Source organism: Allobosea sp. P1_B10, assembly GCF_056406735.1.
Window position 1 is genome coordinate 84,978 of the sequence record NZ_JBFTZP010000003.1, and the last position, 22,042, is coordinate 107,019.

19 protein-coding genes are annotated in these 22,042 nt (G+C 66.4%); 10 read left to right on the forward strand and 9 right to left on the reverse strand.

Going from position 1 to position 22,042, the window contains the following annotated elements:
* Window positions 1–2 precede the first annotated feature (2 nt).
* From AC1D2L_RS07905 to AC1D2L_RS07935, 7 genes are all read right to left on the reverse strand, one after another.
* Window positions 3–908, reverse strand: coding sequence for a carbohydrate ABC transporter permease (locus AC1D2L_RS07905; protein WP_476845305.1), 906 nt, complete (start codon window positions 906–908; stop codon window positions 3–5).
* The gene (locus AC1D2L_RS07910) at window positions 908–1,771 is read right to left on the reverse strand and encodes a carbohydrate ABC transporter permease (protein WP_476845306.1); all 864 of its coding nucleotides are present in this window, start codon (window positions 1,769–1,771) and stop codon (window positions 908–910) included. Before AC1D2L_RS07910 ends, AC1D2L_RS07905 begins: the two co-directional genes overlap by 1 nt.
* Before the next feature lie 54 nt (window positions 1,772–1,825).
* Window positions 1,826–3,139, reverse strand: a complete 1,314-nt coding sequence (locus AC1D2L_RS07915) for an ABC transporter substrate-binding protein (protein WP_476845307.1) — start codon at window positions 3,137–3,139, stop codon at window positions 1,826–1,828.
* Window positions 3,140–3,171: 32 nt separating this feature from the next.
* The gene (locus AC1D2L_RS07920) at window positions 3,172–3,918 is read right to left on the reverse strand and encodes a GntR family transcriptional regulator (protein WP_476845308.1); all 747 of its coding nucleotides are present in this window, start codon (window positions 3,916–3,918) and stop codon (window positions 3,172–3,174) included.
* Window positions 3,899–5,095 carry a mandelate racemase/muconate lactonizing enzyme family protein gene (locus tag AC1D2L_RS07925; protein WP_476845309.1) on the reverse strand — a complete coding sequence of 399 codons (1,197 nt, stop codon included), beginning with the start codon at window positions 5,093–5,095 and terminating at the stop codon, window positions 3,899–3,901. The genes AC1D2L_RS07920 and AC1D2L_RS07925 overlap by 20 nt, the downstream gene beginning before the upstream one ends.
* A 148-nt stretch (window positions 5,096–5,243) precedes the next feature.
* Window positions 5,244–6,119 (reverse strand): LysR family transcriptional regulator, encoded by an 876-nt coding sequence (locus AC1D2L_RS07930; protein WP_476845310.1) that lies wholly within the window; start codon window positions 6,117–6,119, stop codon window positions 5,244–5,246.
* Window positions 6,116–6,988, reverse strand: a complete 873-nt coding sequence (locus AC1D2L_RS07935; protein ID WP_476845311.1) for a LysR family transcriptional regulator — start codon at window positions 6,986–6,988, stop codon at window positions 6,116–6,118. Before AC1D2L_RS07935 ends, AC1D2L_RS07930 begins: the two co-directional genes overlap by 4 nt.
* A 122-nt stretch (window positions 6,989–7,110) precedes the next feature.
* Between AC1D2L_RS07935 and AC1D2L_RS07940 the strand changes: the two genes are divergently transcribed.
* The 4 genes from AC1D2L_RS07940 to AC1D2L_RS07955 are packed head-to-tail and all read left to right on the forward strand — an operon-like array spanning window position 7,111 to window position 11,400.
* Window positions 7,111–8,634 (forward strand): ABC transporter substrate-binding protein, encoded by a 1,524-nt coding sequence (locus tag AC1D2L_RS07940; RefSeq protein ID WP_476845312.1) that lies wholly within the window; start codon window positions 7,111–7,113, stop codon window positions 8,632–8,634.
* 46 nt (window positions 8,635–8,680) lie between these two features.
* Window positions 8,681–9,616 (forward strand): ABC transporter permease, encoded by a 936-nt coding sequence (locus AC1D2L_RS07945; protein ID WP_476845313.1) that lies wholly within the window; start codon window positions 8,681–8,683, stop codon window positions 9,614–9,616.
* Window positions 9,617–9,620: 4 nt separating this feature from the next.
* Window positions 9,621–10,436: an ABC transporter permease gene (locus AC1D2L_RS07950; protein WP_476845314.1), complete on the forward strand. Its 816-nt coding sequence runs from the start codon at window positions 9,621–9,623 to the stop codon at window positions 10,434–10,436.
* A gap of 43 nt (window positions 10,437–10,479) precedes the next feature.
* Window positions 10,480–11,400: a serine hydrolase gene (locus tag AC1D2L_RS07955; protein WP_476845315.1), complete on the forward strand. Its 921-nt coding sequence runs from the start codon at window positions 10,480–10,482 to the stop codon at window positions 11,398–11,400.
* 19 nt (window positions 11,401–11,419) lie between these two features.
* Here the strand turns inward: AC1D2L_RS07955 and AC1D2L_RS07960 are convergent, their stop codons facing one another.
* Window positions 11,420–11,953 carry a hypothetical protein gene (locus tag AC1D2L_RS07960; RefSeq protein WP_476845316.1) on the reverse strand — a complete coding sequence of 178 codons (534 nt, stop codon included), beginning with the start codon at window positions 11,951–11,953 and terminating at the stop codon, window positions 11,420–11,422.
* A gap of 250 nt (window positions 11,954–12,203) precedes the next feature.
* Between AC1D2L_RS07960 and AC1D2L_RS07965 the strand changes: the two genes are divergently transcribed.
* The 5 genes from AC1D2L_RS07965 to AC1D2L_RS07985 are packed head-to-tail and all read left to right on the forward strand — an operon-like array spanning window position 12,204 to window position 17,759.
* On the forward strand, window positions 12,204–13,811 hold the full coding sequence (locus AC1D2L_RS07965) for an ABC transporter substrate-binding protein (RefSeq protein ID WP_476845317.1): 1,608 nt from the start codon (window positions 12,204–12,206) through the stop codon (window positions 13,809–13,811).
* 55 nt (window positions 13,812–13,866) lie between these two features.
* On the forward strand, window positions 13,867–14,820 hold the full coding sequence (locus tag AC1D2L_RS07970) for an ABC transporter permease (protein WP_476845318.1): 954 nt from the start codon (window positions 13,867–13,869) through the stop codon (window positions 14,818–14,820).
* 4 nt (window positions 14,821–14,824) lie between these two features.
* A complete protein-coding gene (locus AC1D2L_RS07975) occupies window positions 14,825–15,712 on the forward strand; it encodes an ABC transporter permease (protein WP_476845319.1) in 888 nt (295 codons plus the stop codon).
* A complete protein-coding gene (locus tag AC1D2L_RS07980; protein WP_476845320.1) occupies window positions 15,709–16,752 on the forward strand; it encodes an ABC transporter ATP-binding protein in 1,044 nt (347 codons plus the stop codon). The genes AC1D2L_RS07975 and AC1D2L_RS07980 overlap by 4 nt, the downstream gene beginning before the upstream one ends.
* Window positions 16,753–16,775: 23 nt before the next feature.
* Complete coding sequence (locus AC1D2L_RS07985; protein ID WP_476845321.1) at window positions 16,776–17,759, forward strand: ABC transporter ATP-binding protein; 984 nt, start codon at window positions 16,776–16,778, stop codon at window positions 17,757–17,759.
* Between the two features lie 22 nt (window positions 17,760–17,781).
* On the opposite strand, the gene AC1D2L_RS07990 is transcribed toward AC1D2L_RS07985, so the two are convergent.
* Window positions 17,782–20,148 carry an AI-2E family transporter gene (locus tag AC1D2L_RS07990; RefSeq protein ID WP_476845322.1) on the reverse strand — a complete coding sequence of 789 codons (2,367 nt, stop codon included), beginning with the start codon at window positions 20,146–20,148 and terminating at the stop codon, window positions 17,782–17,784.
* Window positions 20,149–20,390: 242 nt separating this feature from the next.
* On the opposite strand from AC1D2L_RS07990, the gene AC1D2L_RS07995 reads away from it, so the two are divergent.
* Complete coding sequence (locus AC1D2L_RS07995; protein ID WP_476845323.1) at window positions 20,391–22,025, forward strand: FMN-binding glutamate synthase family protein; 1,635 nt, start codon at window positions 20,391–20,393, stop codon at window positions 22,023–22,025.
* Window positions 22,026–22,042 lie beyond the last annotated feature (17 nt).

Genomic DNA, 22,042 nt, shown 5'->3' on the forward strand with positions numbered 1-22,042 from the left:
TCTCAGCCCTTGACCGAACCCTTGGTCAGGCCGGACACGATCAGGCGGCTGAGCAGGGCGAATGCGATGAGGATGGGGATGATGGCGAGCGTCGCCGAGGCCGTCAGCGGCCCCCATTCGCGCCCGAAATAACCGATGAAGTTGTAGATAGCCGGCTGGATCGGCCGCAGGTCCGGCGTGTCGATCATCACCGAGCCCGCCACGAACTCGTTCCAGCAGGCGACGAAGGTCAGCACCCCGGCCGCACCCAGCGCCGGCCGCGTCAGCGGCAGCATGACGCGCGTCAGGATCTGGAAATGCGTGGCGCCATCGATGATCGCGGCCTCGTCGAGCTCGCGCGGTATCGCTTCGAGTGAGCCCTTGATGATCCAGATCGCCATCGGCAGCTGGTAGGCCGTGTAGATCAGCGGCAGGGTGAACCATGAATTGGTCAGTCCCAGCCGCGTGAAATAGAGATAGTTCGGTATCAGCAGCGCGGCCGCGCCCAGCGACAGCGGGATGCTGGCCACCACCAGCATGAACAGCGCACGGCGCAGGGGGAAATCAAAGCGGTCGAAGGCGTAGGCCGCCGGCAGGGCGAGAACCAGCACGCCCACCACAGTGACGACGCAGTAGAACACGCTGATCCGCATGTTGCCGAGGAAGCCGCTGTCGACGACGCGCTGGTAGTTTTCCGCAGTGGGGGTGAAGTCGAACAGGACCGGCGGCGTCCGGAACAGGTCCGGCTGCGATTTGAGCGAGGTCAGAACGCCCCAGAGCAAGGGCAGCAGGTTGAGCCCGGCCAGGATCAGGAACAGGGCGGCGATGACGAGCCCGACGGGGCCGGGCAGGATCGCACGGGCCCGGACCGGAGGGGCCTCCCGGGCCGGGACGGGCCGGGGATGGGTCGTGGAAGCTGCGGCGCTCATCACGTCTTCCACTTCGCAAGCCTGACATAGGCCATGACGAGCAGGATATTGCCGGCAAACATCATCAGGGCGAGCGCGGTGGCCGAGCCGAGGTCGAAATTCACGAAGGCGCGGTCGAATACCTCGATCGGCAGGATGCGCGTCGCATCGCCCGGCCCGCCGCCAGTCAGCACCAGCGGGGTCTCGACGGTGTTGAGGTTGGAGAGGGTCAGCACGATCGTCACCAGCAGCAGCGGCGTCTTCAGGAGCGGCAGCACGATCAGCCAGAAGATCTGCCATGGCGTGGCGCCGTCGATCTTTGCGGCTTCCTCGTAATCGTCCGGGATGCCCTTCAGTCCGGCGAGCAGGATGATCACGGCATAGCCGACCCGCTTCCAGACCGAGACGCCGATCAGCAGGGCCATGGCGCTGCCGGGGCTGTTGAGGAGCTGGACATCGGGAATGCCCGCCATCCGGATCAGCGAGCCCGCCAGCCCGATATCGCTGACGAAGACCCAGCGGAACAGCAGTGTCGCCACCACCGTCGAGATGATCCAGGGCAGGATCACGATCATCTGGACAATGAAGCCGAGCCGCTTGCCGAGGCGGTTGATCCAGACCGCCAGTGCCAGCGCGATCACCAGCGTCAGCGAGACCGCTGCCACGGTAAACACGGCGCTGCGCTCCAGCGTGGCGGCGAGCACGGGGTCGTCGAGCAGCCGCGCATAGTTCTCCAGCCCGGCGAAATCCGTCGGCGCGCCGTACTGGATGCGGAACAGACTGAACCAGAAGCCATAGAGAACCGGCGAGAACAGCACCAGCATGAGCAGGGCCATCGCGGGCAGCACATAATTGACGCCCGTGAGGCGCGAATACATCGTCATCAAGAGCGATCCCTGATCGAGGGCGGAGCCGTTTTCAGCTCCGCCCGGCTCACGTCAGCGATTGTTCTGGCGATTGAAGCGGGTTTCCGCCTCCTCGAGGGCAGCCTTGACGGCGACGCCTTCGACGATGATGCGCTGCGTCGCCTTGTTCAGCGCCTGGCGATAGCCGCCGACATTGAACTCGATCGGGGTGAGCCAGCCATATTTGCTCGCCCCTTCGGCGGCGACGCGGATATAGCCGTTGCCGGGCTGGTCGACGAAGGGCGCCACCGCCTTGGCCGTCGAGGCCATCAGCGGCGACTGCCCGCCGACGGTGACCCAGATCTTTTCGGCTTCGCTTCCGAGCATGTAGTCGACGAACTTGCCGGCTTCCTCCTTCTGCTGGCCCTTGGACCAGACGCCGACGGCCCATCCGGCCATGACGGCGGGTGAGTGCGCGGTCTTGCCGTTGCCCGGCCAGAGCATCAGGCCAACATTTTCCTTGCCGAGCTTGGCCTGCAGCGTGGAGACGCGCACGCTCGGGCCCTGGATCATCGCCACGCGGTCCGAGGAGAACTGCTCGAACAGGTCGTCGACCGTCCAGGTCGCCGATTGCGGCGGCGAGACGTTGTACTTCTTGACCAGGTCGGTCGCGAAGGTCATCGCCGCGACGCCGGCGGGGCTTGCGAAATTGGCCTTTCCGTCGGCCTTGAACAGCGTCTCGCCCTCTCCGAGGAGATAGGGGATCATCATGTGCGGGTCGGCCTGCTGCTCGCTGAAGCCCTGCGCATAGCCATAGCGCGTCACCTGGCCGGCGGCGTTCTTCACCGTCAGCTTTTCGGCTGCACTGCGGAAATCATCCCAGGTCTTGATCGAGGCCGGGTCGATGCCGGCAGCCTTCATCAGGTCGGCGCGGTAGACGATCGAGATGTAGTTGGGCGAGGCGAACAGCGCATATTGCTTGTCGCCCTTCTTGGTCAGGTCCCAATAGGCACTGGCATGGTCCTTGACCTGCTCTGCCGGCCATTTCTTCATGAAGAGTTCGTTGAGGTCGGCCAGCGAGCCCGAGCCGATGGCGTCGCCGAGGAAGTCGGTCACCACCCAGCTGATGTCGGGCGCGTTGCCGGCTCGATGGGCCGCCAGGAATTTCGGCGTCATCTGGTCCCAGACCTGGGTCTCGACGACGATCTTGGTGCCCGGATTGGCGGCCTCATAGTTCTTGATGATCTGCGCCAAGGCGACCTCGCGCGGCGTCGTGCCAGTGGCGCTCAGGAACGTCCACATGCGGATGGTCTTGGTCTGCGCCAGAGCAGGGGCCTGCGTGGCAACTGCGCCTGCCGCCACGAATCCGAGCGCGGCCAGCCCGTTCAAAACGTCACGTCTCTTCATGATGATTATCCTCCCCGTGAAAATGCGGCCGATTAGGTCCGGCTCTGTGCGAGTTCTTCGATCAGGTTGCGGGCCTTGAGATCGGCCAGCGCATCCTTGAGCGAGCGGCCCAGATGGGCGCGCACCGCCTTGGCGTAGGCGTCGGGGCTGCGGTCGCGCAGCGCCTTGATGATGGCGCGGTGCTCGATGGCCTCCGACGCATGGCGCGTGCGCCAGGATTCGATGCCGCGCTGGATCCAGGCGTTCAAGACCTGCATCTGGATGCCGCGATAGGTCGAGAGCAGAAGGTCGTTGCCCGAGAACTCGACGATCTTGTGATGGAAGCTCGCGTTCTGCTCGTGCCGGTCCTTGTGCGAGATCGCCAGAGGATCCACCTCGAGGCGACACTGCACCTCCTCGATGCCGTCGATCGCGGTGATGGCGAGGCTGCCCTCGTTCAGGCGCCCGATCATCAGTTCGCCTGCCATCAGTTCGATCGCGAGCCGCACCTGCCAGAGGTCGAGCACCTGCTTCGCGTCGGGGTCGCGGATGTGATAGCCGCGGCGCTGGATGACCTCGATGAAGCCTTCAGCCGCCAGCCGCATCAGGGCCTCGCGCACAGGCGTCAGGCTGACGTTGAAGTGCTCTGCGAGTTTTTCGGGATAGAGCCGCGTGCCGCGCTCGAAATAGCCGAACACGATCATGTCGAGCAGCGTGCGCCGCAAGGTCTCGGCGAGCGTCTCGCCGGGCTTGCCGGCGAGTTCGCCCATGTCGCCGGGGCTAAGCACTGATATTGACATCGGCCCGCTCCGGATTGGTGCCCAGTCCGTTCACGGCATAGCGGGCAAGGCGGGCCAGATCGGGCTCGCCGCCATGGCCGGGCGCATCCTGGGCGACCAGTTGTCCGGCTTCGGTGATCAGCGGGCGCACCGCCATGGTGTCGCGCAGCGGGTTGAGCAGCCGGTTCGCCTCATAGGCATGAACGGCCGGCGCGGCGCGGCAGGTATGCACGGCCGCCGAGACGGCGACGCAGGTGCCGACGCCATGAGGTGCCATCAGGATGCCCGAGCGCGCGCATAGCGCGCCGATCGCCATCAGGCCCGACACGCCGCCTGCGCGCGAGATGTTCGGTTGCAGGAAATCGACCGCGTCGGCCGCGACCAGCTTTGCGTGGGCCGCGAGCGTGAAATCGTTCTCGCCGGCCGCGATCGGCACGGGCGAGGCCCGGCGGACTTCGGCGAGGGCCTGCGGATCATCGGGGGGAACCGGTTCCTCGAACCAGCCGATATTGTAGGGCACGAGCGCCTTGGCGACGGCGATCGCGGTCGGCACGTCATAGGCGCAGTTGGCGTCCAGATAGAGCGCCTTATCGGGCCCCATCTCGCCGCGCACGGCAGCGATATGGTCGATATCGATCTGCAGGCCGCGCCCGACCTTGAGCTTGATCGCGGTATAGCCCTCGTCAAGATAGACCCGCGCGGCACGGGCCGACTTGTCGGGATGGTCCTGGAAGCCGACCGGACTGACATAGGTCGCGACCGGACCGGGCGAGCCGCCGAGCAGCGTCGCCAGCGGCAGGCCTGCAGCCCGGGCCTTGAGGTCCCACAGCGCGATATCGACACCGCTCAGGGATTCGATGGCCGGGCCGCGCGTGCTGCCCATCGCCGTGAAGTAGCGCTCGAGATCGCCGAGCATCTCACGGGGATCGCCGATCTCGGCCCCGATCAGGGCAGGCGCGATCACGCCGTTGATGATCGCGGTGGCAGCTCCTGCATGGGGCAGGCCGAAAGCCTCGCCATAGCCGATCGCGCCGTCATCGCTCTCGACGATCACCAGAGTGGAGACCTGGCCGGTGCGGGGGATCCGCCGAAAATGCGCTGCCGGAGCCAGCAGTTCCGCAGGCACCTTGTCGATACCGCCGAACACGTCCGCGAACCGCGCTTCGAGCTGGATCGCCCTGAGTCGAACAATCTTCAATGCCGCCCCCTTCACTCTTATAAATTATAATTTATTTTTTCGGAGCGCTCGTCAAGTACGGACGCAGACGAAAGCGCAAGCGGAAGCGCATCCTGGATTCTGAGCGGGCGCCGCGGGGGAGGCTGGTTGTGCCTCGGCTGGCAGGTCGTCAGCCGGAGCTGACGATCTCGACCAAGCGCCCGGCGACACGCGAGAGCGGGCGGCTGCGCACCGTCATCATGCAGATCGTGATCGGGATCGTCGGCGCGACCGGACGGGTCGTCAGTCCCTCGAAGCGCTGGGCTTCCATCAGCAGGCTGTCGACGAGCGAGACGTCGCCCTGCCGGGCCAGCAGATGGGCTGCCGAGATGCTGTAGGGCACCGTCATGAACGGTGCATAATCCAGCCCAGCCTTTTCATGCGCGCGCGCGATCAGCCAGCCGAGGGGCGATTTTTCGCGGTCGAAGCAGATCAGGCGGCGTCTTGCGAGATCTCGCAGGTCGATCGCCTCCTGCTGTGCCAGCGGATCGTCGCAGCGCAGCAGGGCGACGATCGCGCCCTCGGCCAGGGGTGTCAGCGCGATGTCATCGGTAACGCGCGGCGAGAACATGAAGCCGATATCGGCATTGCCCCGCGACAGCTCGGTCGGGCCGTCGCCCATGATCAGCTCGACCCGCGCCTGCGGATATTCCGTCATCAACTGGCGCAGGGCCCCGGCGATCAGGCTGTGTCCGATGCTGGGCGTCGAGACGATCCGGAGCGGCACCGCCCGGCCCGAGCGCAGCCCGGCGACCGTGTCGCGCAGGCTCGCCCATTCCGCCTCGACGATCCCCAGCGTGCGCATCAGCTCGCGCGCCTGCGGCCGCAGGAGGAGCCGGCCGTCCCTACGCGCAAACACCGCGATGCCGAGGCTGGCCTCGCTGCGCGCGACGATCTTGCTGATCGCCGATTGGGTCAGGTTGAGCTGTCGTGCGGCCTCCGTGGTCGTGCCGCAGCGATCCACGGCGCGCAGGACGGCCGCCTGCGAGGGCGTGAGTCCGCTCATGCCGCGCCCCGTCCCAGGCAATCGAGCAGGATCGCGGCGGCGCCTTCGAGCGGGGCGCTGCGATGATGCGCATAGGCGGTGACCCGCGGGCTCTCGGCCATGGGCAGGACCGAAAGCCCTTCGGTAAGGCCGCTGCTGATGACGAAGCCGTCGACGATGGCGATGCCGATCCCTTGCCGCGCGAGATGGCAGGCCGTGTCGGTGTGGCGCACGCTGATCGCGATGCGGCTGGCCAGGCCGGCCTCGGTGAGCGCCTGCTGGAAGCTGTCGGCCGGGCTGAACCCGTCGGGTGCATAGCTGATGAGGCGATGGGGCAGGAGGTCTCCTCGCACCAGGGATGTCCGTCCGGCCAGCGGATGCGAATGCGCGAACACGCAGACCAGCGGGCTCTGTCCCAGCACGATATTGTCGAGGCCGGCATCGGGCAGTGGGCCGTAGGAGATGGCGAGGTCGGCCTCGCCGGCGCCGAGATGGGCCGCGACATGGTCGAACATGATCTCGATGGGGGTGTCGTCATCGAGCGCGGTGCGCGCCTGCGTGATCGCCAGAGGCAGGATGCTGTGGGCGAGGCCCGGCACCGTCGCGACGCGCAGGCGCTGGGCCATGCCGACGCGGATCATGTCGGCCTCGTGCCGCGCCCGGCTCAGCGCGCCAAACGCGCCCTGGGCCTGCTGCCTGAGGGCGAGCGCTTCGGGTGTCGGCATCAGGCGGCCCTGCACCGTGCTGACGAGATCGAGGTCGAGTTCCTGCTCGGCAAGCCGGAGCGCCTTGATCACGGCCGATTGCGAGAGCCCGAGGCCCTGTGCGGCTTCGCCTGTGCCGCCGAGCCGGACGAAGGCATCCAGCACGAGGAGGGCGCCGATCTTCATCGCGTCAGGTATTCCATCTGGTTGGAGATCTCGCCAAATCTTTCATTGGCTAGACTAGGGCGGGGCGTGGAATGATGCAAATCATCGCCGGCACAGAACCGGTAGCCATTCAGGGGACTGCAATGACCAAATTCCGTTCGATGGTGTCTGCTGCCGCGCTGGCGCTCGCCGTGCTCGCTCCTGCCGCGCTCGTGCCGCAGGCCACGTTCGCCAAGGGCGTGCTGCGCCTGGCGCAGACGCAGGACCTTGTTTCGCTCGACCCGATCGCGACCAGCGACAACGCCTCGATCTTCGCGCAGCTCCTGATCTTCGACACGCTTCTGCGCCCGAGCAAGGATGCCACCAAGCTCGAGCCCGGCCTCGCCGAGAGCTGGCAGGTGTCGGCCGACGGCATGACCTACAGCTTCAAGCTGCGCGAGGCGAAGTTCTCCGACGGCACGCCGGTCAAGGCGAGCGACGTCGTGTTCTCGCTCAAGCGCGCGGGCAGCGATGCCTCGAGCTGGAAGCGCTTCTTTTCCGGCATCGATACCTTCGAGACGCCTGACGACCGCACCGTCGTGCTGAAGCTCAAGAAGACCTTCACGCCGTTGCTCAACAACCTCGCGCTGTTCTCCTCCGCGATCCTTCCGCAGAAGGCCTTCGAAGCGGCGCCCGAGAAATTCTTCGATACGCCGATCGGATCGGGCCCGTTCACCGTCGCCGCCTGGAACAAGGGCCAGGGGCTCTCGCTCAAGAAGAACGGCAATTACTGGCAGGCCGGCAAGCCCGATCTCGACGGCGCCGAACTGATGGTCATCCCCGAGGGCAACAGCCGCGTGCTGAAGCTGCAGGCAGGCGAGATCGACGCGGCGCTGGAGATCCCGCTGAACCAGTTGCAGACGCTGGGTCGGGCCGGGACCATCAAGACGGCCGTCGCGCCTGTCTTCCGCAGCGATTTCGTGCTGATGAACACCAAGAAGAAGCCCTTCGACGACGTCCGCGTCCGCCAGGCGCTGAACTACGCCATCGACAAGGAAGGCCTGGTCAAGGCGCTGCTCTATGGCACCGGCAAGGTCGCCAACTCGCCGCTGCCGCCGATGGCTTATGCTGATGCCGACCTGAAGCCCTATGCCCACGACATCGCCAAGGCCAAGGCGCTGCTCAAGGAGGCCGGCTATGGCGAGGGCTTCAAGACCTCGCTCCTGGTGCATTCGGGCCGCCCGCTGCACCGTCAGCTCGGACAGGCGTTGCAGAGCGCGCTGGGCCAGATCGGCGTGACCGCCGAGATCAAGCTCGTCGAAGGCGGCACGCATTGGTCGACGACCAAGGCCGGCGACTATGAGATGGCCGTGTCCTATGCCTCCAGCGACACCATCGATCCCGACCAGATGGCCGGCTTCCTGATCGTCAACCCCGAGCGCGCCAACGCCTACCACACCGAATGGAAGAGCGAGCGCGTCAACGAGCTCTACGAGAAGGAGCGCGTCACCAATGACGGGCCGGAGCGCGGCGCCATGTTCAAGGAAATGGTGAAGATCGCGCATGAGGGCGCGCCCTCGATCTTCCTGTTCTATCCCGGCACGTCCTATGCCTATCGCAGCCATGTCGAGGGCTTCGAGGTCCTGCCGACCTCCAACTTCCGTCTGGAGGACGTCAAGCTGAAGTGAGCCGGCGGCGGCCACCCGGCCGCCCCAGCCCTTTGGTCGCCTCGCCATGCTCAGTTATATCCTCAAACGGCTGATCCAGCTCGTCCCCGTGCTGCTGGGCATGACGCTCGCCTGCTTCTTCCTGCTGCGGGCGTTACCGGGTGATCCGGTGACGCTGCTCCTGGGCGCGCGTGGTGGGCCCGAGGAAATCGCGCTGATGAAGCAGCGTCTCGGGCTCGATCTGCCGCTCTGGCGGCAATATCTGATCTTCCTCGGCGATATCCTGTCGGGCAGCTTCGGGCGCTCCGTCGTGCATGGCCGGGCGGTGTCCGCGCTCGTGCTGGAGCGCCTGCCGGCGACGCTGTGGCTCGTCGCCTATTCGACGGTGATCGCGATCGCGCTGACCGTGCCGCTGGCGCTGCTCTCGGCGATCGAACGCGACCGGCCGCTCGACGTCGCGGTCAAGCTCGTCTTCACCGTCCTGCTCGCGATCCCGTCATTCTGGCTCGGGCTCGTGCTGGTCGTGGTGCTGGCGATCTGGCTGCCGCTGTTTCCGACCTCGGGCTACGGCACCGGCTTTCTCTCGCGCCTGCACCATCTGACGCTGCCTGCGCTGGTGATTGCGCTCGCCACGGCCTCGCTGACCATCCGCAGCCTGCGCAGCGGCATCCTCAACGTGCTGAGCTCGGACTACGTCACCACCGCCAAGGCCAAGGGCGTTAGCACCAGCCGCTCGATGCGGGTCCATGTGCTGCCCAACGCTCTGATCTCCTCGATCTCGGTGCTCGGCGCCCATACCAGCTGGATCATCGGCGGCACCGTGGTGATCGAGACCGTCTTTGCCCTGCCGGGCCTGGGATCGCTCTTCGTCGAGTCGATCTTCGCCCGCGACTATCCGATGATCCAGGGCCTCACCATCGTCTTTGCGGTGCTCGTGGTGCTGATCAACCTGGCGACCGACATCGCCTACGCGCTCGCCGATCCGCGGATCAGGCTGGATTGACCGCATGACGCGCAAGCGCCCCTCCAATCCGTCCCTTGTCATCGGTCTCGTTCTGCTGGCCGGGCTGTGCCTGTTCGTCGGGCTCGGCCAGGTCTGGACGCCGCATGACCCCTTCCTGATCGACTACGGCAACACGCTGCAGCCGCCTTCGGCCAGGCACTGGTTCGGCACCGACGACCTCGGTCGCGACGTCGCTTCGCGCGTGATGGCGGGCGGTTTCGTCGACCTCAAGGTCGCGCTGATCTGCGTGCTGGCGCCGGCCGTGCTGGGAACCGCGATCGGCGCGCTGTCGGGCTATATCGGCGGCCGCGTCGATACCGTCATCATGCGCATCACCGACATCTTCTGGGCATTTCCGTTTCATGTGCTGGTGATCGCCATCGTCGGCGTCCTCGGCCCCGGCGAATCCAACCTTTATCTGGCCTTCCTGCTCGTGAACTGGATTTCGTTCGCCCGCATCGTGCGCGGCGAGGTGCTGGTCTTGCGCGAACTCGAATATGTCCAGGCGGCGCGCAGCTTCGGCAGCTCGACCAGCCGGATCATCGCCTCGCACATCCTGCCCAATGCGGTGAACCCGGCCATCGTCTACGCCATGGCCGATGTCGTGCTGACCATCCTGGCCGTGACGTCGCTGAGCTTCCTCGGACTCGGCATCCAGCCGCCCACGCCCGAATGGGGCCTGATGATCTCGGACGGCCGCGAATTCCTCTTCGACGCCTGGTGGATCGCGACCTGTCCGGGTCTGGCGATCATCTACACCGGCGTCGCCTTCGCGCTGATCGGCGAAGGCCTCGACACCGCCTTGCGGCCCAAGGGCTGACAATGGCCGCCGTCAACCTGCCCACCAAAGCCATGGATATGAAATGAGCTTCTTCACCGAGGATGCCGAGCTGCAGCGCATCGGCGCAAAGCTGGAAGCCCATGCGGCGGCGATCTATGCGGCGCGCGGCGTTACGCAGGACGATTTCGCCTATGTGCTGCTGCGCCCTTCCAGCGACGGCGCGGCGCCGGCGGGCGCGGCACGGCGCAGCGACTGGCGCAGCTATCCCTGCTCGCTCGTAAAGGTCTTTCACCTTGCCGCGGTGCAGGCCGCCCTCGATGAGGGCCGGCTGGTTGCGCATGAGGAGCTCGACCGGGCGATGCGCGACATGATCCTGTGGTCGTCGAACGCAGCCACGAACTACATCATCGACCTGCTGACCGACACGACCGGCGACACGCTGCTCGAAGGCGAGGCGCTGGCGCAGTGGCGCGAGAGCCGCCAGGGTATCAACCGCTATTTCAGCGGGCTGGGCTGGCCCGAGCTCGACAGCATCAACCTCGACCAGAAGCTGATGGACGATCTCCGCTATGGCCGCGAGAAAATCGGTCTCGACCTGTCGCCTGTCGGACATAACAGCCTGACACCGATCGCGATGGCGCGGCTTATGTACGAGATCTCCCACGGCTCGGCCCTGCTGACGCCGGAGCGTCGAGCCGCGATGCGCGACTATCTTGCCCGCGACCAGCAGAGCCCGCATCGCGCGCGTGGCGCCTACCAGCTGCTCGGCTATCTCGGTGGCGGCATGCCCGAGGGCACGCAGATCTGGTCCAAGGCCGGCCGCACGCGCTGGCTCGGCGACGCCCGCGCGGAATTCCGCCGTCATGACGTGATCCGCGCGATCCTGCCCGGCGGACAAGACTTCGTGCTCACCGTGTTCACCAATGGCGAGGCGATTGCCGAGGATGACGGCTTCCTGCCGTCGCTCGGTGCACTGGTAGCAACCGAGATCGCCAGGGGCTGAGGCTCAGCCGCGCCATGTGTCAGGCCGAGGTCGCCTCCGTCAGGATCGCGTCGACCTCGCCGGGCTCGATCCGCCAGCGATCCAGCAGGACGCCGGCAATGCGTTTCTGGGCTGCAAGCACCGACGGTCGATACAGGATCGCGGTCGCGACGTTCGCGCAGCGTGCGCGAAAGGCGGGCTCATCGGCCGGGGCCACGAAACCGATATAGGGCAGCATCTGCTGGAGGTCGTCGGCGTGGGACTGTATCCCGCCGGGATACCATTCCAGGGCCTTGCCCTCGTTCCAGAAGATCATCTCCCCGCAATAGCCGGCCTGGAGGATCGTCACCTCGGCCTCGGCGCGCCGGATGTCGTCACTGCGCTCGCGCCGGAAGGTTCGCTGGTAGGGCTCGAAGCAGGTCTCGCCGCTGAAGCCATGCGGCGGCCGCAGCCAGGCGTGGGTGATGTAGCGCCGGTGATGCCAGCCGACGACGATGTGCCCGGCCTCGTGAAACGCGCAGGCGCCGCGGCGGATCTCGCCGGGAATCGCGTCGAGATCGCCACGCCGTTTCATGGATTCCCGCTCGTGTTCATGGAAGGTCGCGCCGGTTTACCTCAGCGCAAGCCTTGGTGCGAGAGGCGCGCAGCGCCCGGGCGCAGGTGCCTTGCGGGCCGGGCGAGTGGCAGGCCCGGTGCCGGCCCGGACGGCCTGCCGCAGAGGGAGGCAAGATGGCGCCCAGTCGAGTCCGGGCGCTCTTCTCCCGCAGCTGCGAAGAGCACGGCACGAAGCTTGCTACGTGAGGCCCACACATCTGGAGGGTCCCATGCGTCGTGCGCTTCTGAAGAACGCTTTCCTCTTCGCCATCTTGCCTGCGCTGCACGGTGCAGCCTCGGCGCAGGGCACGTTGCGGATCGGCATGACCGCCTCGGACATTCCCCTCACCACCGGCCAGACCGACAATGGCGGCGAGGGCCAGCGCTTCATGGGCTATACGGTCTATGACGCGCTGATCAACTGGGACCTCTCGAGCGCTACGAAACCCTCTGACCTCGCGCCCGGCCTCGCCTTGAGTTGGGGCCTCGACCCCAGCGACGCCAGCAAGACGAAATGGCTTTTCAAGCTGCGCCCGGAGGTCAGGTTCCATGACGGCTCGGCCTTCACCGCCGACTCCGTCGTCTGGAATCTCGACAAGCTCCTGAGGAACGAGTCACCCCAATTCGACCAGCGCCAGTCGGCGCAGGGGCGGTCGCGCATCCCCGCCGTTGCCTCCTATCGGGCAATCGACCCGATGACGCTGGAGATCGCGACGAAAACCCCTGATGCAACATTGCCCTACCAACTAGCCTGGATCCTGATGTCCTCGCCCGCAAACTGGGAGAAGCAGGGCAAGAGCTGGGACAATGTCGCCAAGGCGCCCTCCGGCACCGGACCCTGGAAGCTCACCGGCTTCGTACCGCGCGAGCGCGCCGAGATGGTTCCCAACCCCGACTACTGGGACAAGGCGCGCGTGCCCAAGCTCGACAAGCTCGTGCTGATCCCGCTCCCCGAGGCCAATGCCCGGGTCGCGGCGCTGCGTTCGGGCCAGGTCGACTGGATCGAGGCGCCCGCGCCCGATGCTGCGAAGTCGTTGACGTCGGCGGGCTTCAAGATCGTCACCAACGCCTATCCGCATAACTGGACCTGGCATCTCTCGCGCGCCGAGGGCTCGCCTTGGAACGATATCCGGGTGCGGAAAGCCGCCAATCTCGCCGTCGACCGCGAGGGCCTGAAGGAATTGCTCGCCGGCATGATGATCCCCGCCGAGGGCTTCTATCCGCCCGGCCACCAATGGTTCGGCAAGCCGAGCTTCAAGCTCGACTACAAGCCAGACGAGGCGAGGGCGCTGCTCAAGCAAGCCGGCTACACGCCCGAAAAGCCACTGGTGACCAAGATCCTGATCTCGCCGTCTGGGTCCGGTCAGATGCAGCCGCTCCCGATGAACGAGGTCGTGCAGCAGAACCTCGCGGAGGTCGGCATCAAGGTCGAGTTCGAGGTGGTCGAGTGGAACCAGCTCATCAACATGTGGCGTGCGGGCGCCAAGGATGCGAGCTCGCGCGGCGGCACGGCGATGAACTACACCTATTTCATCCAGGACCCCTTCACCGGCTTCATCCGCCATCTCCAGTGCAATCTCGCCCCGCCGGCCGGCACGAACTGGGGTTATTACTGCGATCCCGAGATGGACAAGCTCTTCGATCAGGTCCGCAGCACCTTCGAGCCGAAGGAGCAGACCGCGATCCTGCAGAAGATCCACGAGAAATATGTCGATGAAGCGCTGTTCCTGATGGTCACGCACGACGTCAACCCGCGCGCCATGAGCACCAAGGTCAAGGGCTTCGTGCAGGCCCAGAACTGGTTCCAGGACTTCTCGCCGATCACCATGGACAAGTGAGACCGCCGGTGCAGCCGCGCTGTCGCGGCCGCACCGGCCCGATGGAGGGTCAGCCTTGCTGCTCTATGCTCTCAAGCGCCTCGTCTATGTCCTGCCGGTCGCGTTCGGTGTCAGCATCGTCTGCTTCCTGCTGGTCCATCTCGCGCCGGGCGACCCGCTGACAGCGATCATGCCGATCGACGCCACCGCCGATCAGCAGGCCGAGATGCGGGCGGCCTACGGCTTCGACAAGCCGCTGCCGGTGCAATACGGGCTCTGGCTCTGGAAGGTCCTGCATGGCGATCTCGGCGCCTCGATCGCCTCAGGCCGGCCCGTCATCGCCGAGGTCAGCCGGGCTGTCGGCAACTCACTGATCCTGGCTTCGCTGGCGACGCTGATCGGCTTTGGCTTCGGTACCTTCTTCGGCTTCGTCGCCGGCTATTTTCGCGGCAGCCTGCTCGACCGGCTGGCCTCGCTGGTCTCCATACTGGGGGTCAGCGTGCCGCATTACTGGCTCGGCATGGTGATGGTGATCGTGTTCTCCGCCCTGCTCGGCTGGCTGCCCTCGACAGGCGCCGGCCCCGGCGGCTCGGGCGCCTGGCGCCCCGACCTCGAGCATCTCAGCTACATCATCCTGCCGGCGATCACGATGTCGGCGATCCCCATGGGCATCATCTCGCGCACGGTGCGCGCGCTCGTCGCCGACATCCTCTCGCAGGATTTCGTCCAGGCGCTGCGGGCCAAGGGCATGGGCGAGTGGGACGTCTTCAAGCATGTCGTGCGCAATGCCGCGCCGACCGCGCTCGCGGTGATGGGTTTGCAGCTCGGCTACCTCCTTGGCGGCTCGATCCTGATCGAGACGGTGTTCGCCTGGCCCGGCACCGGCTTCCTGCTGAACACCGCGATCTTCCAGCGCGACCTGCCGCTGCTGCAGGGCACGATCCTGGTGCTCGCCTTGTTCTTCGTGGCCCTCAACCTCGTCGTCGACGTGCTCCAGACCACGCTCGATCCACGCATCCAGCGAGGCTGAACCGATGACAGCGATCGACGCCGGAGCCATCATTACCGTCACGCCCGTCCGCAGCGAGGGCTACTGGTCCAGCGTCGGCCGCCGGCTGGTGCGCGACCCCGTCGCGATGGGCGCGCTCGCGGTTATCCTGGTGATCGTGCTGGCGGCGATCTTCGCCCCTTACGTCGCCCCGGCCGATCCGTTGCGGGGCACGATGGTCCGGCGCCTGCGGCCGATCGGTACGCCGGGCTATCTGCTGGGTACTGACGAGCTCGGCCGCGACCTGCTCAGCCGGCTGATCTATGGCGGCCGGCTCTCGCTCTTCATGGGCGTCACGCCGGTGATCTTCGCCTTCGTGCTGGGCTCCGCGATCGGCATCTTCGCGGCCTATGTCGGCGGCTGGGTCAACACGGTGGTGATGCGCGTCATCGACGTCTTCTTCGCCTTTCCCTCGGTACTGCTGGCGATCGCGCTCTCGGGCGCGCTGGGTGCCGGCATCCTCAACTCGATCGTGTCGCTGACGGTGGTCTTCGTGCCGCAGATCGCGCGCATCGCGGAATCCGTCACCACCCAGACCCGAAACCGCGATTTCGTCGAGGCTGCGCGCATTTCGGGCGCCAACACCTGGACGATCGTGCGCGTGCATGTGCTCGGCAATGTGCTCGGACCAATCTTCGTCTATGCGACCGGCCTGATCAGCGTCTCGATGATCCTGTCCTCGGGCCTGTCGTTCCTGGGCCTCGGCGTAAAACCGCCCGAGCCGGAATGGGGCCTGATGCTCAACACGCTGCGCACTGCGATCTACTCGCAGCCGCTGGTCGCAGCCCTTCCCGGCGCGATGATCTTCATCACCTCGATCTCGTTCAACCTGTTCTCGGATGGCCTGCGCGGCGCAATGGAGGTGCGGCAATGAACGGAGCCTCGACGCAAAGCGACCCGCGCGATCGCGGCGGGGCCGGCACGCCGCTGCTCGACGTGCGCGGGCTGGTCAAGCATTTCGGCGGCAAGAGCAGCCTGTTCGGCAAGCCCAGTGGCGTCGTGCGCGCGGTCGATGGCATCGATTTCGCCATCGCCAAGGGCGAGACACTCGGCATCGTCGGCGAATCCGGCTGCGGCAAGTCGACGACGGCCCGGCTGATCATGCAGATCGTCAGGCCCGACGCTGGCAATATCCTGTTCGACGGCGAGGCCGTGGGCTCCGCTGCGCTCGATCTCAAGGCCTTCCGCCGCCAGGTCCAGATGGTGTTCCAGGACAGCTATGCCTCGCTGAACCCGCGCCTGACTGTCGAGGACACCGTCGCTTTCGGTCCGCGCATCCATGGCGCGACGGCTGCCGCCTCGATCGCCACCGCCCATGACCTGCTGCATCGCGTCGGCCTGGAGCCCAGGCGCTTTGCCGGTCGCTATCCTCACGAGATATCCGGCGGCCAGCGCCAGCGCGTCAATATCGCTCGGGCACTGTCGCTGGAGCCGCGCCTGCTGATCCTCGACGAGGCGGTCTCGGCGCTCGACAAATCCGTCGAGGCGCAGGTCTTGAACCTGCTTCTCGACCTGAAGCGCGATTTCGGCCTGACCTACATGTTCATCACGCACGACCTCAACGTCGTGCGCTTCATGTCCGACCGGATCATGGTGATGTATCTCGGCAAGGTCGCCGAGGTCGGGCCCTCCGAGCCGATCTTCGACAAGCCAGGCCATCCCTATACGGCGGCGCTGCTGTCCTCGATGCCCTCGATGGACCCCGACAACCTCACGCAGGAAGCGCCACTGTCGGGTGATCCGCCCAATCCGATCAACCCGCCCGATGGCTGCCGCTTCCACCCGCGCTGCAAGCTGGTCTCGACCATCTGCAGCCATGCCGAGCCGCTGCTGGCGGATGTGGGAGCCGCGCACGCAGCCGCCTGCCATCTCGCTAACCCCGCCTCGGGCCATCCGAGATTGGTCGCGGCATGAGAAACGGCACCATGATAAGTGGCATGAGTGGCGACGCGGCGCCCATCGTCGAGGCCCGGGACCTGACTGTCGATTTCGCCGCTGGCCGCGGAAAAATCCGCGCCGTCTGCGGTGTCGATCTCGCTCTCAAGCCCGGCGAGACGCTGGCGCTGCTGGGCGAATCCGGCTCGGGCAAGAGCGTCACCTTGCGCGCGCTGATGCGGCTCCATCCGAAATCGGCTGAGATCGGCGGCTCCATAGCCGTCGACGGGCAGGATGTTCTGGCGCTGTCGCCCTCGGCGCTGCGCGCCTATCGCGGCAAGACGGTCTCGATGATCTTCCAGGATCCGGGCCTCGCCTTCGATCCCGTCTACCGGATCGGCGACCAGATCGCCGAGGCGGTGATGCGGCACGAGGGCGTGTCGCGCGCGGAAGGCCGCAGGCGCGGGCTCGAACTGTTCGAGCGCGTGCGCATTCCCTCGCCCGAGCGTCGGCTCGACAACTTCCCCCACGAGATGTCGGGGGGCATGCGCCAGCGCGCCATGATCGCGCTCGCGCTCGCCTGCAAGCCAAAGGTGCTGCTTGCCGACGAGCCGACCACGGCGCTCGACGCCACCGTGCAGATCCAGGTGCTGCTGTTGTTGCGCGAATTGCAGCGCGAATTCGGGCTGGCCATCGTCTTCGTCACGCATGACATCGGCGTCGCGGTCGAGGTCGCCGACCGGATCGCGGTGATGTATGCCGGCCGCATCGTCGAGAGCGGCCCGTGCAGGGATGTCATCGGCAACCCGTCCCATCCCTACACGCGCGGCCTGCTGGCCTCGCGCGCCCATGGCACGCTGGACAAGGGCGACCGGCTGAGGGCGATTCCGGGCTCGCCGCCCGATCTCGCGGCGCCGCCTCCGGGTTGCGCCTTCGGCCCGCGCTGCGAGAACTTCATCGAGAGCTGCGCCGGCGCCATTCCGCCGAGCCTCGCCGTCGATATCCGCCACAGCGCCCGTTGCTTCAGGCTCGCACCGGCGATCTAGGCGCGAGCGGGCGTCAGGGCCGCTATTCGGGAATGCGCTGGCCCACTGTCGCCGAGGCCTCGTCTTCCGGCTCGTCGGATTGCGGCGGGGGCTCAGAGCGTGTGATCGTCTCGACGGCATCGCCGGCCAGCTTCTCGAGCAGGTCGAGCTCGCGCTGGCCGATCGTGCGTGGATCGGTGTCGAGGATGCAGAGCGCACCGAGCACGAAGCCGTCCGCGGAGCGCAGCGGCGCGCCGGCGTAGAAACGCAGCTGCCATTTGGACACGACCGCATTGTCCGAGAAGCGCGGATCGCGCTCGGTATCGGCGATGACGAGCGTCTCGCCGCCGGAGACGACGTGGTCGCAGATCGCGTCCTGGCGTGGCAGGATCGTGCGCTCGAATTCGTCGCGCTCGAAGCCGGCGAGCGGCCGGCTCTGGCCGATGATGATCTCCTTGTCGGCATCGATTGCCGAGACCATGGCGAAGCTCACATCGAAGGCGTCCGCCGCCCGCTTCGCGATCGCGTCGAGATCGTCGCGAAGCGCCTGGTTGAGGAAGTCGGTGCCATGCAGCGCCGCGACACGCTCCGCATCGTCGGCCGGTGCCTCGGCCGCGGCCGGATTGACTGTGACCGCGGGCAGGAGGCGTTGAAGGCGCCCGGTGACCTCGGCGATCGAGGTCGCGATCTCGTCGGCCCCGAGCTCCCTGTAGGTCTCGTTGACGAGGGCGTCCGACGGCATCGTCCAGAGCGCGAGGACGATCTTCAGCTCTGGCCAAAGCCGCCGCAGCCGCCGGCAGAACTGGCGGGCGGCCCGTTCCGGTTCGCCGCTGAAATAGCTGACGCAGACCGCAGAGACACCGTCGAGCTCGAGCTTCGCGACCGAGCCGGACGAGACATGCATCAACGGTCGGCTCTCCGCGGCGATGCCCTCCAGGCTCAGCGCATGGGCCAGCATCTGCGCCGCGATCGCATCGATCTCCCATTTGCCGCCGACGCAGACGACCTTGGGGCCGCTCGGCGCGCTGGCGACCGGGTGCTCTTCGGCCATCTCGGCCAGCAGCGCATTCATCCCGTCAGAGACGCGCAGCCGATGCTCCGCCGTGGCGTGGCTGCCGTAATCATCGCTGGCGAGCCTGAGCACCTGCACGCCGACGCTGTCGTAGAACCCGGTGAGCGAGCTCTTCTCGATTTCCGCCTCGGCGATGTCGATCGCCTCCTCGACATCGTCGGCGAGCAGGCGCTGGTAGACCCTGGTCGCCGGGTTCAGCACCGGCACCGACCCCAGCAGGGTGTCGAGGAATTGCAGCTGTGGCAGGTTCTTGCCGACAACCAGCAGGCAGACCGTCAGTGGGGTCGAGAGGATGAGGCCGACCGGCCCCCACAGGGCGGTCCAGAAGGTCGCGGCCGCAATCAGCGATATCGCCGACAGCCCGGTGCTGGAGCCGTATAGCAAGGGTTCGACGATGTTGTTGCTGATCAGCTCGAGCCCGAGGATCAGCGCCACGGCCCAAAGCACCATGTGCCAGCCGGGATCGACCGCGAAGGCCAGCGCAAGCGGGAAGATGGCCGAGATCAACGGGCCGAGATAGGGCACGAACCGCATGACCGCGGCGATGACGCCCCAGAGCAGCGCGCCCGGGATACCGATCAGCCAGAGGCCGACCGTCAGCGGCAGGCCGTAGGAGACGTTTACGATCAGCTGCATCAGCAGGTATTTGCTGATCCGGGTTCCCGCCTCCTCGAGGGCGTCGGTCGAGCGGTGGAGATTCCCGCCGAAGATACGCAGCAGCCGGTCCCGCAGGTCCGTGCGATCCAGCAGGGCGAGCACGACGAAGATCAGGATGATGCCGAACGTCGCCAGCGGTTCGAGCGCGCGCCCGACCCAGACGAGCGCGAGCTCTATCTGGCTGCCGGGCGCGGGGACGACCTCGACACGCTGGACCGAGCCCGTGGAATCCTTTGCGGGCTCGACCTCCTTCTGAACAATGTCGACCGTCTTCAGGGCGCCATCGAAAATGCCGGGCGCCTTGAGCTGGGCCCGCAGGTCCGCAAGCTTGGTCTGGATCGTCGACTGGTAGGTCGGCAATTGCTCGCTGAGGGAACGGACCTGCGCTCCCAGCACGAGGACGAGCCCGGCCAGCAGGACCAGCACGACGGTCATCACGGACGCGACCGCCACAACCTTCGGCAGGCCACGTCGGCGCAGCCACATCACCGGCGGGCTCAGCGCGAACCCGATCAGGAAGGCGAAGGCGAGGGGGATCAGGATATCGCGGCCGTAATACAGTCCGGCTATGACGACGGCGGCGGAGATCAGGGCGGCTGCCGTACGCACGGCATCGCCGCTCGAGGCCTCCACCGCCTGCACGGCACCGGCGTCGGATTGCGGAACCGTACGGTTCGCCATTTGCGTCGTCATCATCCGTCGCCCCCCAGCGATAGCGATCGCTCCATCCGGCAACGCGGGGACGGTGTAGCGAGTTCCCGCTCGCCGCCGTCGCAGCGTGCATATGTCGTTGGTTCTAGCTGTACCCTGTCTGCGGGCTCGTGGGCATGTCGCGCTGCGATCGGAACGCTGAACCGCGCCGGGTTCGGCCAGACCCCGATCGGCGGCGGGGTCGCTATTCCATTGCGCCACGGCTAGAAGGAATGGGTTTCCTTCGGACGAGCCTGGGTATGACATTGCGATTGAGCCGGTTCACTGCGCTCGCCTTGAGCGCGCTTGTCGCCCTCGCGACCGTCCCACTCGCTCTCCAGTATCACTGGCTCTGGCTGCCCGCCGCGCTGGCGACGTTCCTGACGCTTGTCGGCATTTGGGATCTTGTCCAGCGCGACCACGCGATCCGGCGCAACTATCCTGTGATCGGCCACATCCGCTGGTTCGTCGAGCTGATCCGGCCGGAGCTGCGGCAGTATCTCTTCGAGGCGGATGAGGAGGCCGCGCCTTTCTCGCGCTCCCAGCGCTCGCTGGTCTATCGCCGCGCCAAGGATCTCGCCGGCGACCACCCGTTCGGAACGCTGCTCGACGTCTATCGCGACGGCTATGAATTCGTCGGACACTCGACACGTCCGGCACCGGTGTCCGATCCCGACGGTTTCCGAATCCTCATCGGCAACGACCAGTGCGCGCAGCCCTACTCCGCCTCGGTGTTCAATATCTCTGCGATGAGCTTTGGTTCGCTTTCCGCCAATGCGATCCGGGCACTCAATAACGGAGCGCGGCTGGGCGGGTTCAGTCACGATACCGGCGAGGGCAGCATCAGCCCGTATCATCGCGAGGGTGGCGGCGACATCGTCTGGGAGATCGCCAGCGGTTATTTCGGCTGCCGCGACGAGCACGGTTGCTTCGATCCCGAGCGTTTCGCGCGCCAGGCGAGCGATCCTCAGGTGAAGATGATCGAGATCAAGCTGAGCCAGGGCGCGAAGCCCGGCCATGGCGGCATCCTGCCGGCGCCGAAAGTGACGCCCGAGATCGCGCAGACGCGGGGCGTGCCCGTCGGGGTCGATTGTGTCTCGCCGCCAAGCCACAGTGCCTTTTCGACGCCGCTCGAGATGATGGCGTTTATCGCGCAGCTGCGCGTTCTGTCGGGCGGCAAGCCCGTCGGCTTCAAGCTCTGCCTCGGCCACCCCTGGGAGTTCATGGGGATGGTCAAGGCGATGCGCGAAAGCGGCGTCGTTCCCGATTTCATCGTCGTCGACGGCGCCGAGGGCGGCACCGGCGCGGCGCCCGTCGAGTTCAGCGACCATATCGGCCTGCCGATGCGGGAAGGCCTGCTGTTTGTCCATAACGTGCTTGTGGGCGCCGGCCTGCGCGACAGGGTGAAGGTCGGTGCGGCCGGCCGCATCGTCAGCGCCTTCGATATCGCCAGCGTGCTGGCCATCGGCGCCGACTGGGCCAATTCGGCGCGCGGCTTCATGTTCGCGCTGGGCTGCGTGCAGTCGCTCTCCTGCAACACCAATCGTTGCCCGACCGGCGTCGCTACGCAGGATCCTGGCCGCCAGCGCGCGCTCGTGGTGCCCGACAAGGCGCAGCGCGTGCACCGTTTCCACGCCAATACTCTGCATGCCCTCGCCGACATGCTGGCGGCAGCCGGTCTCACCCATCCCGACCATCTGACCCCCCATCATCTCGTGCGCCGCGTCAGCACGACCGAGATCCGGCTGTTCTCTGACCTTCATATCTTCCTCGAGCCCGAAGAGCTGATCCAGGGACGGTCGGAGCACGCGTTCTACCGGCGCAACTGGGAGATTGCCCGCGCCGACAGCTTCGACAGCCTCCGCTAGGCGCGCGCATGCCGGCT

Bases quoted from the DNA above. Each gene is read 5' to 3' on its own strand.
- AC1D2L_RS07905 (WP_476845305.1), bottom strand. From the start codon at position 908: ATGAGCGCCGCAGCTTCCACGACCCATCCCCGGCCCGTCCCGGCCCGG.
- AC1D2L_RS07910 (WP_476845306.1), bottom strand. From the start codon at position 1,771: ATGACGATGTATTCGCGCCTCACGGGCGTCAATTATGTGCTGCCCGCG.
- AC1D2L_RS07915 (WP_476845307.1), bottom strand. From the start codon at position 3,139: ATGAAGAGACGTGACGTTTTGAACGGGCTGGCCGCGCTCGGATTCGTG.
- AC1D2L_RS07920 (WP_476845308.1), bottom strand. From the start codon at position 3,918: ATGTCAATATCAGTGCTTAGCCCCGGCGACATGGGCGAACTCGCCGGC.
- AC1D2L_RS07930 (WP_476845310.1), bottom strand. From the start codon at position 6,119: ATGAGCGGACTCACGCCCTCGCAGGCGGCCGTCCTGCGCGCCGTGGAT.
- AC1D2L_RS07935 (WP_476845311.1), bottom strand. From the start codon at position 6,988: ATGAAGATCGGCGCCCTCCTCGTGCTGGATGCCTTCGTCCGGCTCGGC.
- AC1D2L_RS07940 (WP_476845312.1), top strand. From the start codon at position 7,111: ATGACCAAATTCCGTTCGATGGTGTCTGCTGCCGCGCTGGCGCTCGCC.
- AC1D2L_RS07945 (WP_476845313.1), top strand. From the start codon at position 8,681: ATGCTCAGTTATATCCTCAAACGGCTGATCCAGCTCGTCCCCGTGCTG.
- AC1D2L_RS07950 (WP_476845314.1), top strand. From the start codon at position 9,621: ATGACGCGCAAGCGCCCCTCCAATCCGTCCCTTGTCATCGGTCTCGTT.
- AC1D2L_RS07955 (WP_476845315.1), top strand. From the start codon at position 10,480: ATGAGCTTCTTCACCGAGGATGCCGAGCTGCAGCGCATCGGCGCAAAG.
- AC1D2L_RS07960 (WP_476845316.1), bottom strand. From the start codon at position 11,953: ATGAAACGGCGTGGCGATCTCGACGCGATTCCCGGCGAGATCCGCCGC.
- AC1D2L_RS07965 (WP_476845317.1), top strand. From the start codon at position 12,204: ATGCGTCGTGCGCTTCTGAAGAACGCTTTCCTCTTCGCCATCTTGCCT.
- AC1D2L_RS07975 (WP_476845319.1), top strand. From the start codon at position 14,825: ATGACAGCGATCGACGCCGGAGCCATCATTACCGTCACGCCCGTCCGC.
- AC1D2L_RS07980 (WP_476845320.1), top strand. From the start codon at position 15,709: ATGAACGGAGCCTCGACGCAAAGCGACCCGCGCGATCGCGGCGGGGCC.
- AC1D2L_RS07985 (WP_476845321.1), top strand. From the start codon at position 16,776: ATGAGTGGCGACGCGGCGCCCATCGTCGAGGCCCGGGACCTGACTGTC.
- AC1D2L_RS07990 (WP_476845322.1), bottom strand. From the start codon at position 20,148: ATGGCGAACCGTACGGTTCCGCAATCCGACGCCGGTGCCGTGCAGGCG.
- AC1D2L_RS07995 (WP_476845323.1), top strand. From the start codon at position 20,391: ATGGGTTTCCTTCGGACGAGCCTGGGTATGACATTGCGATTGAGCCGG.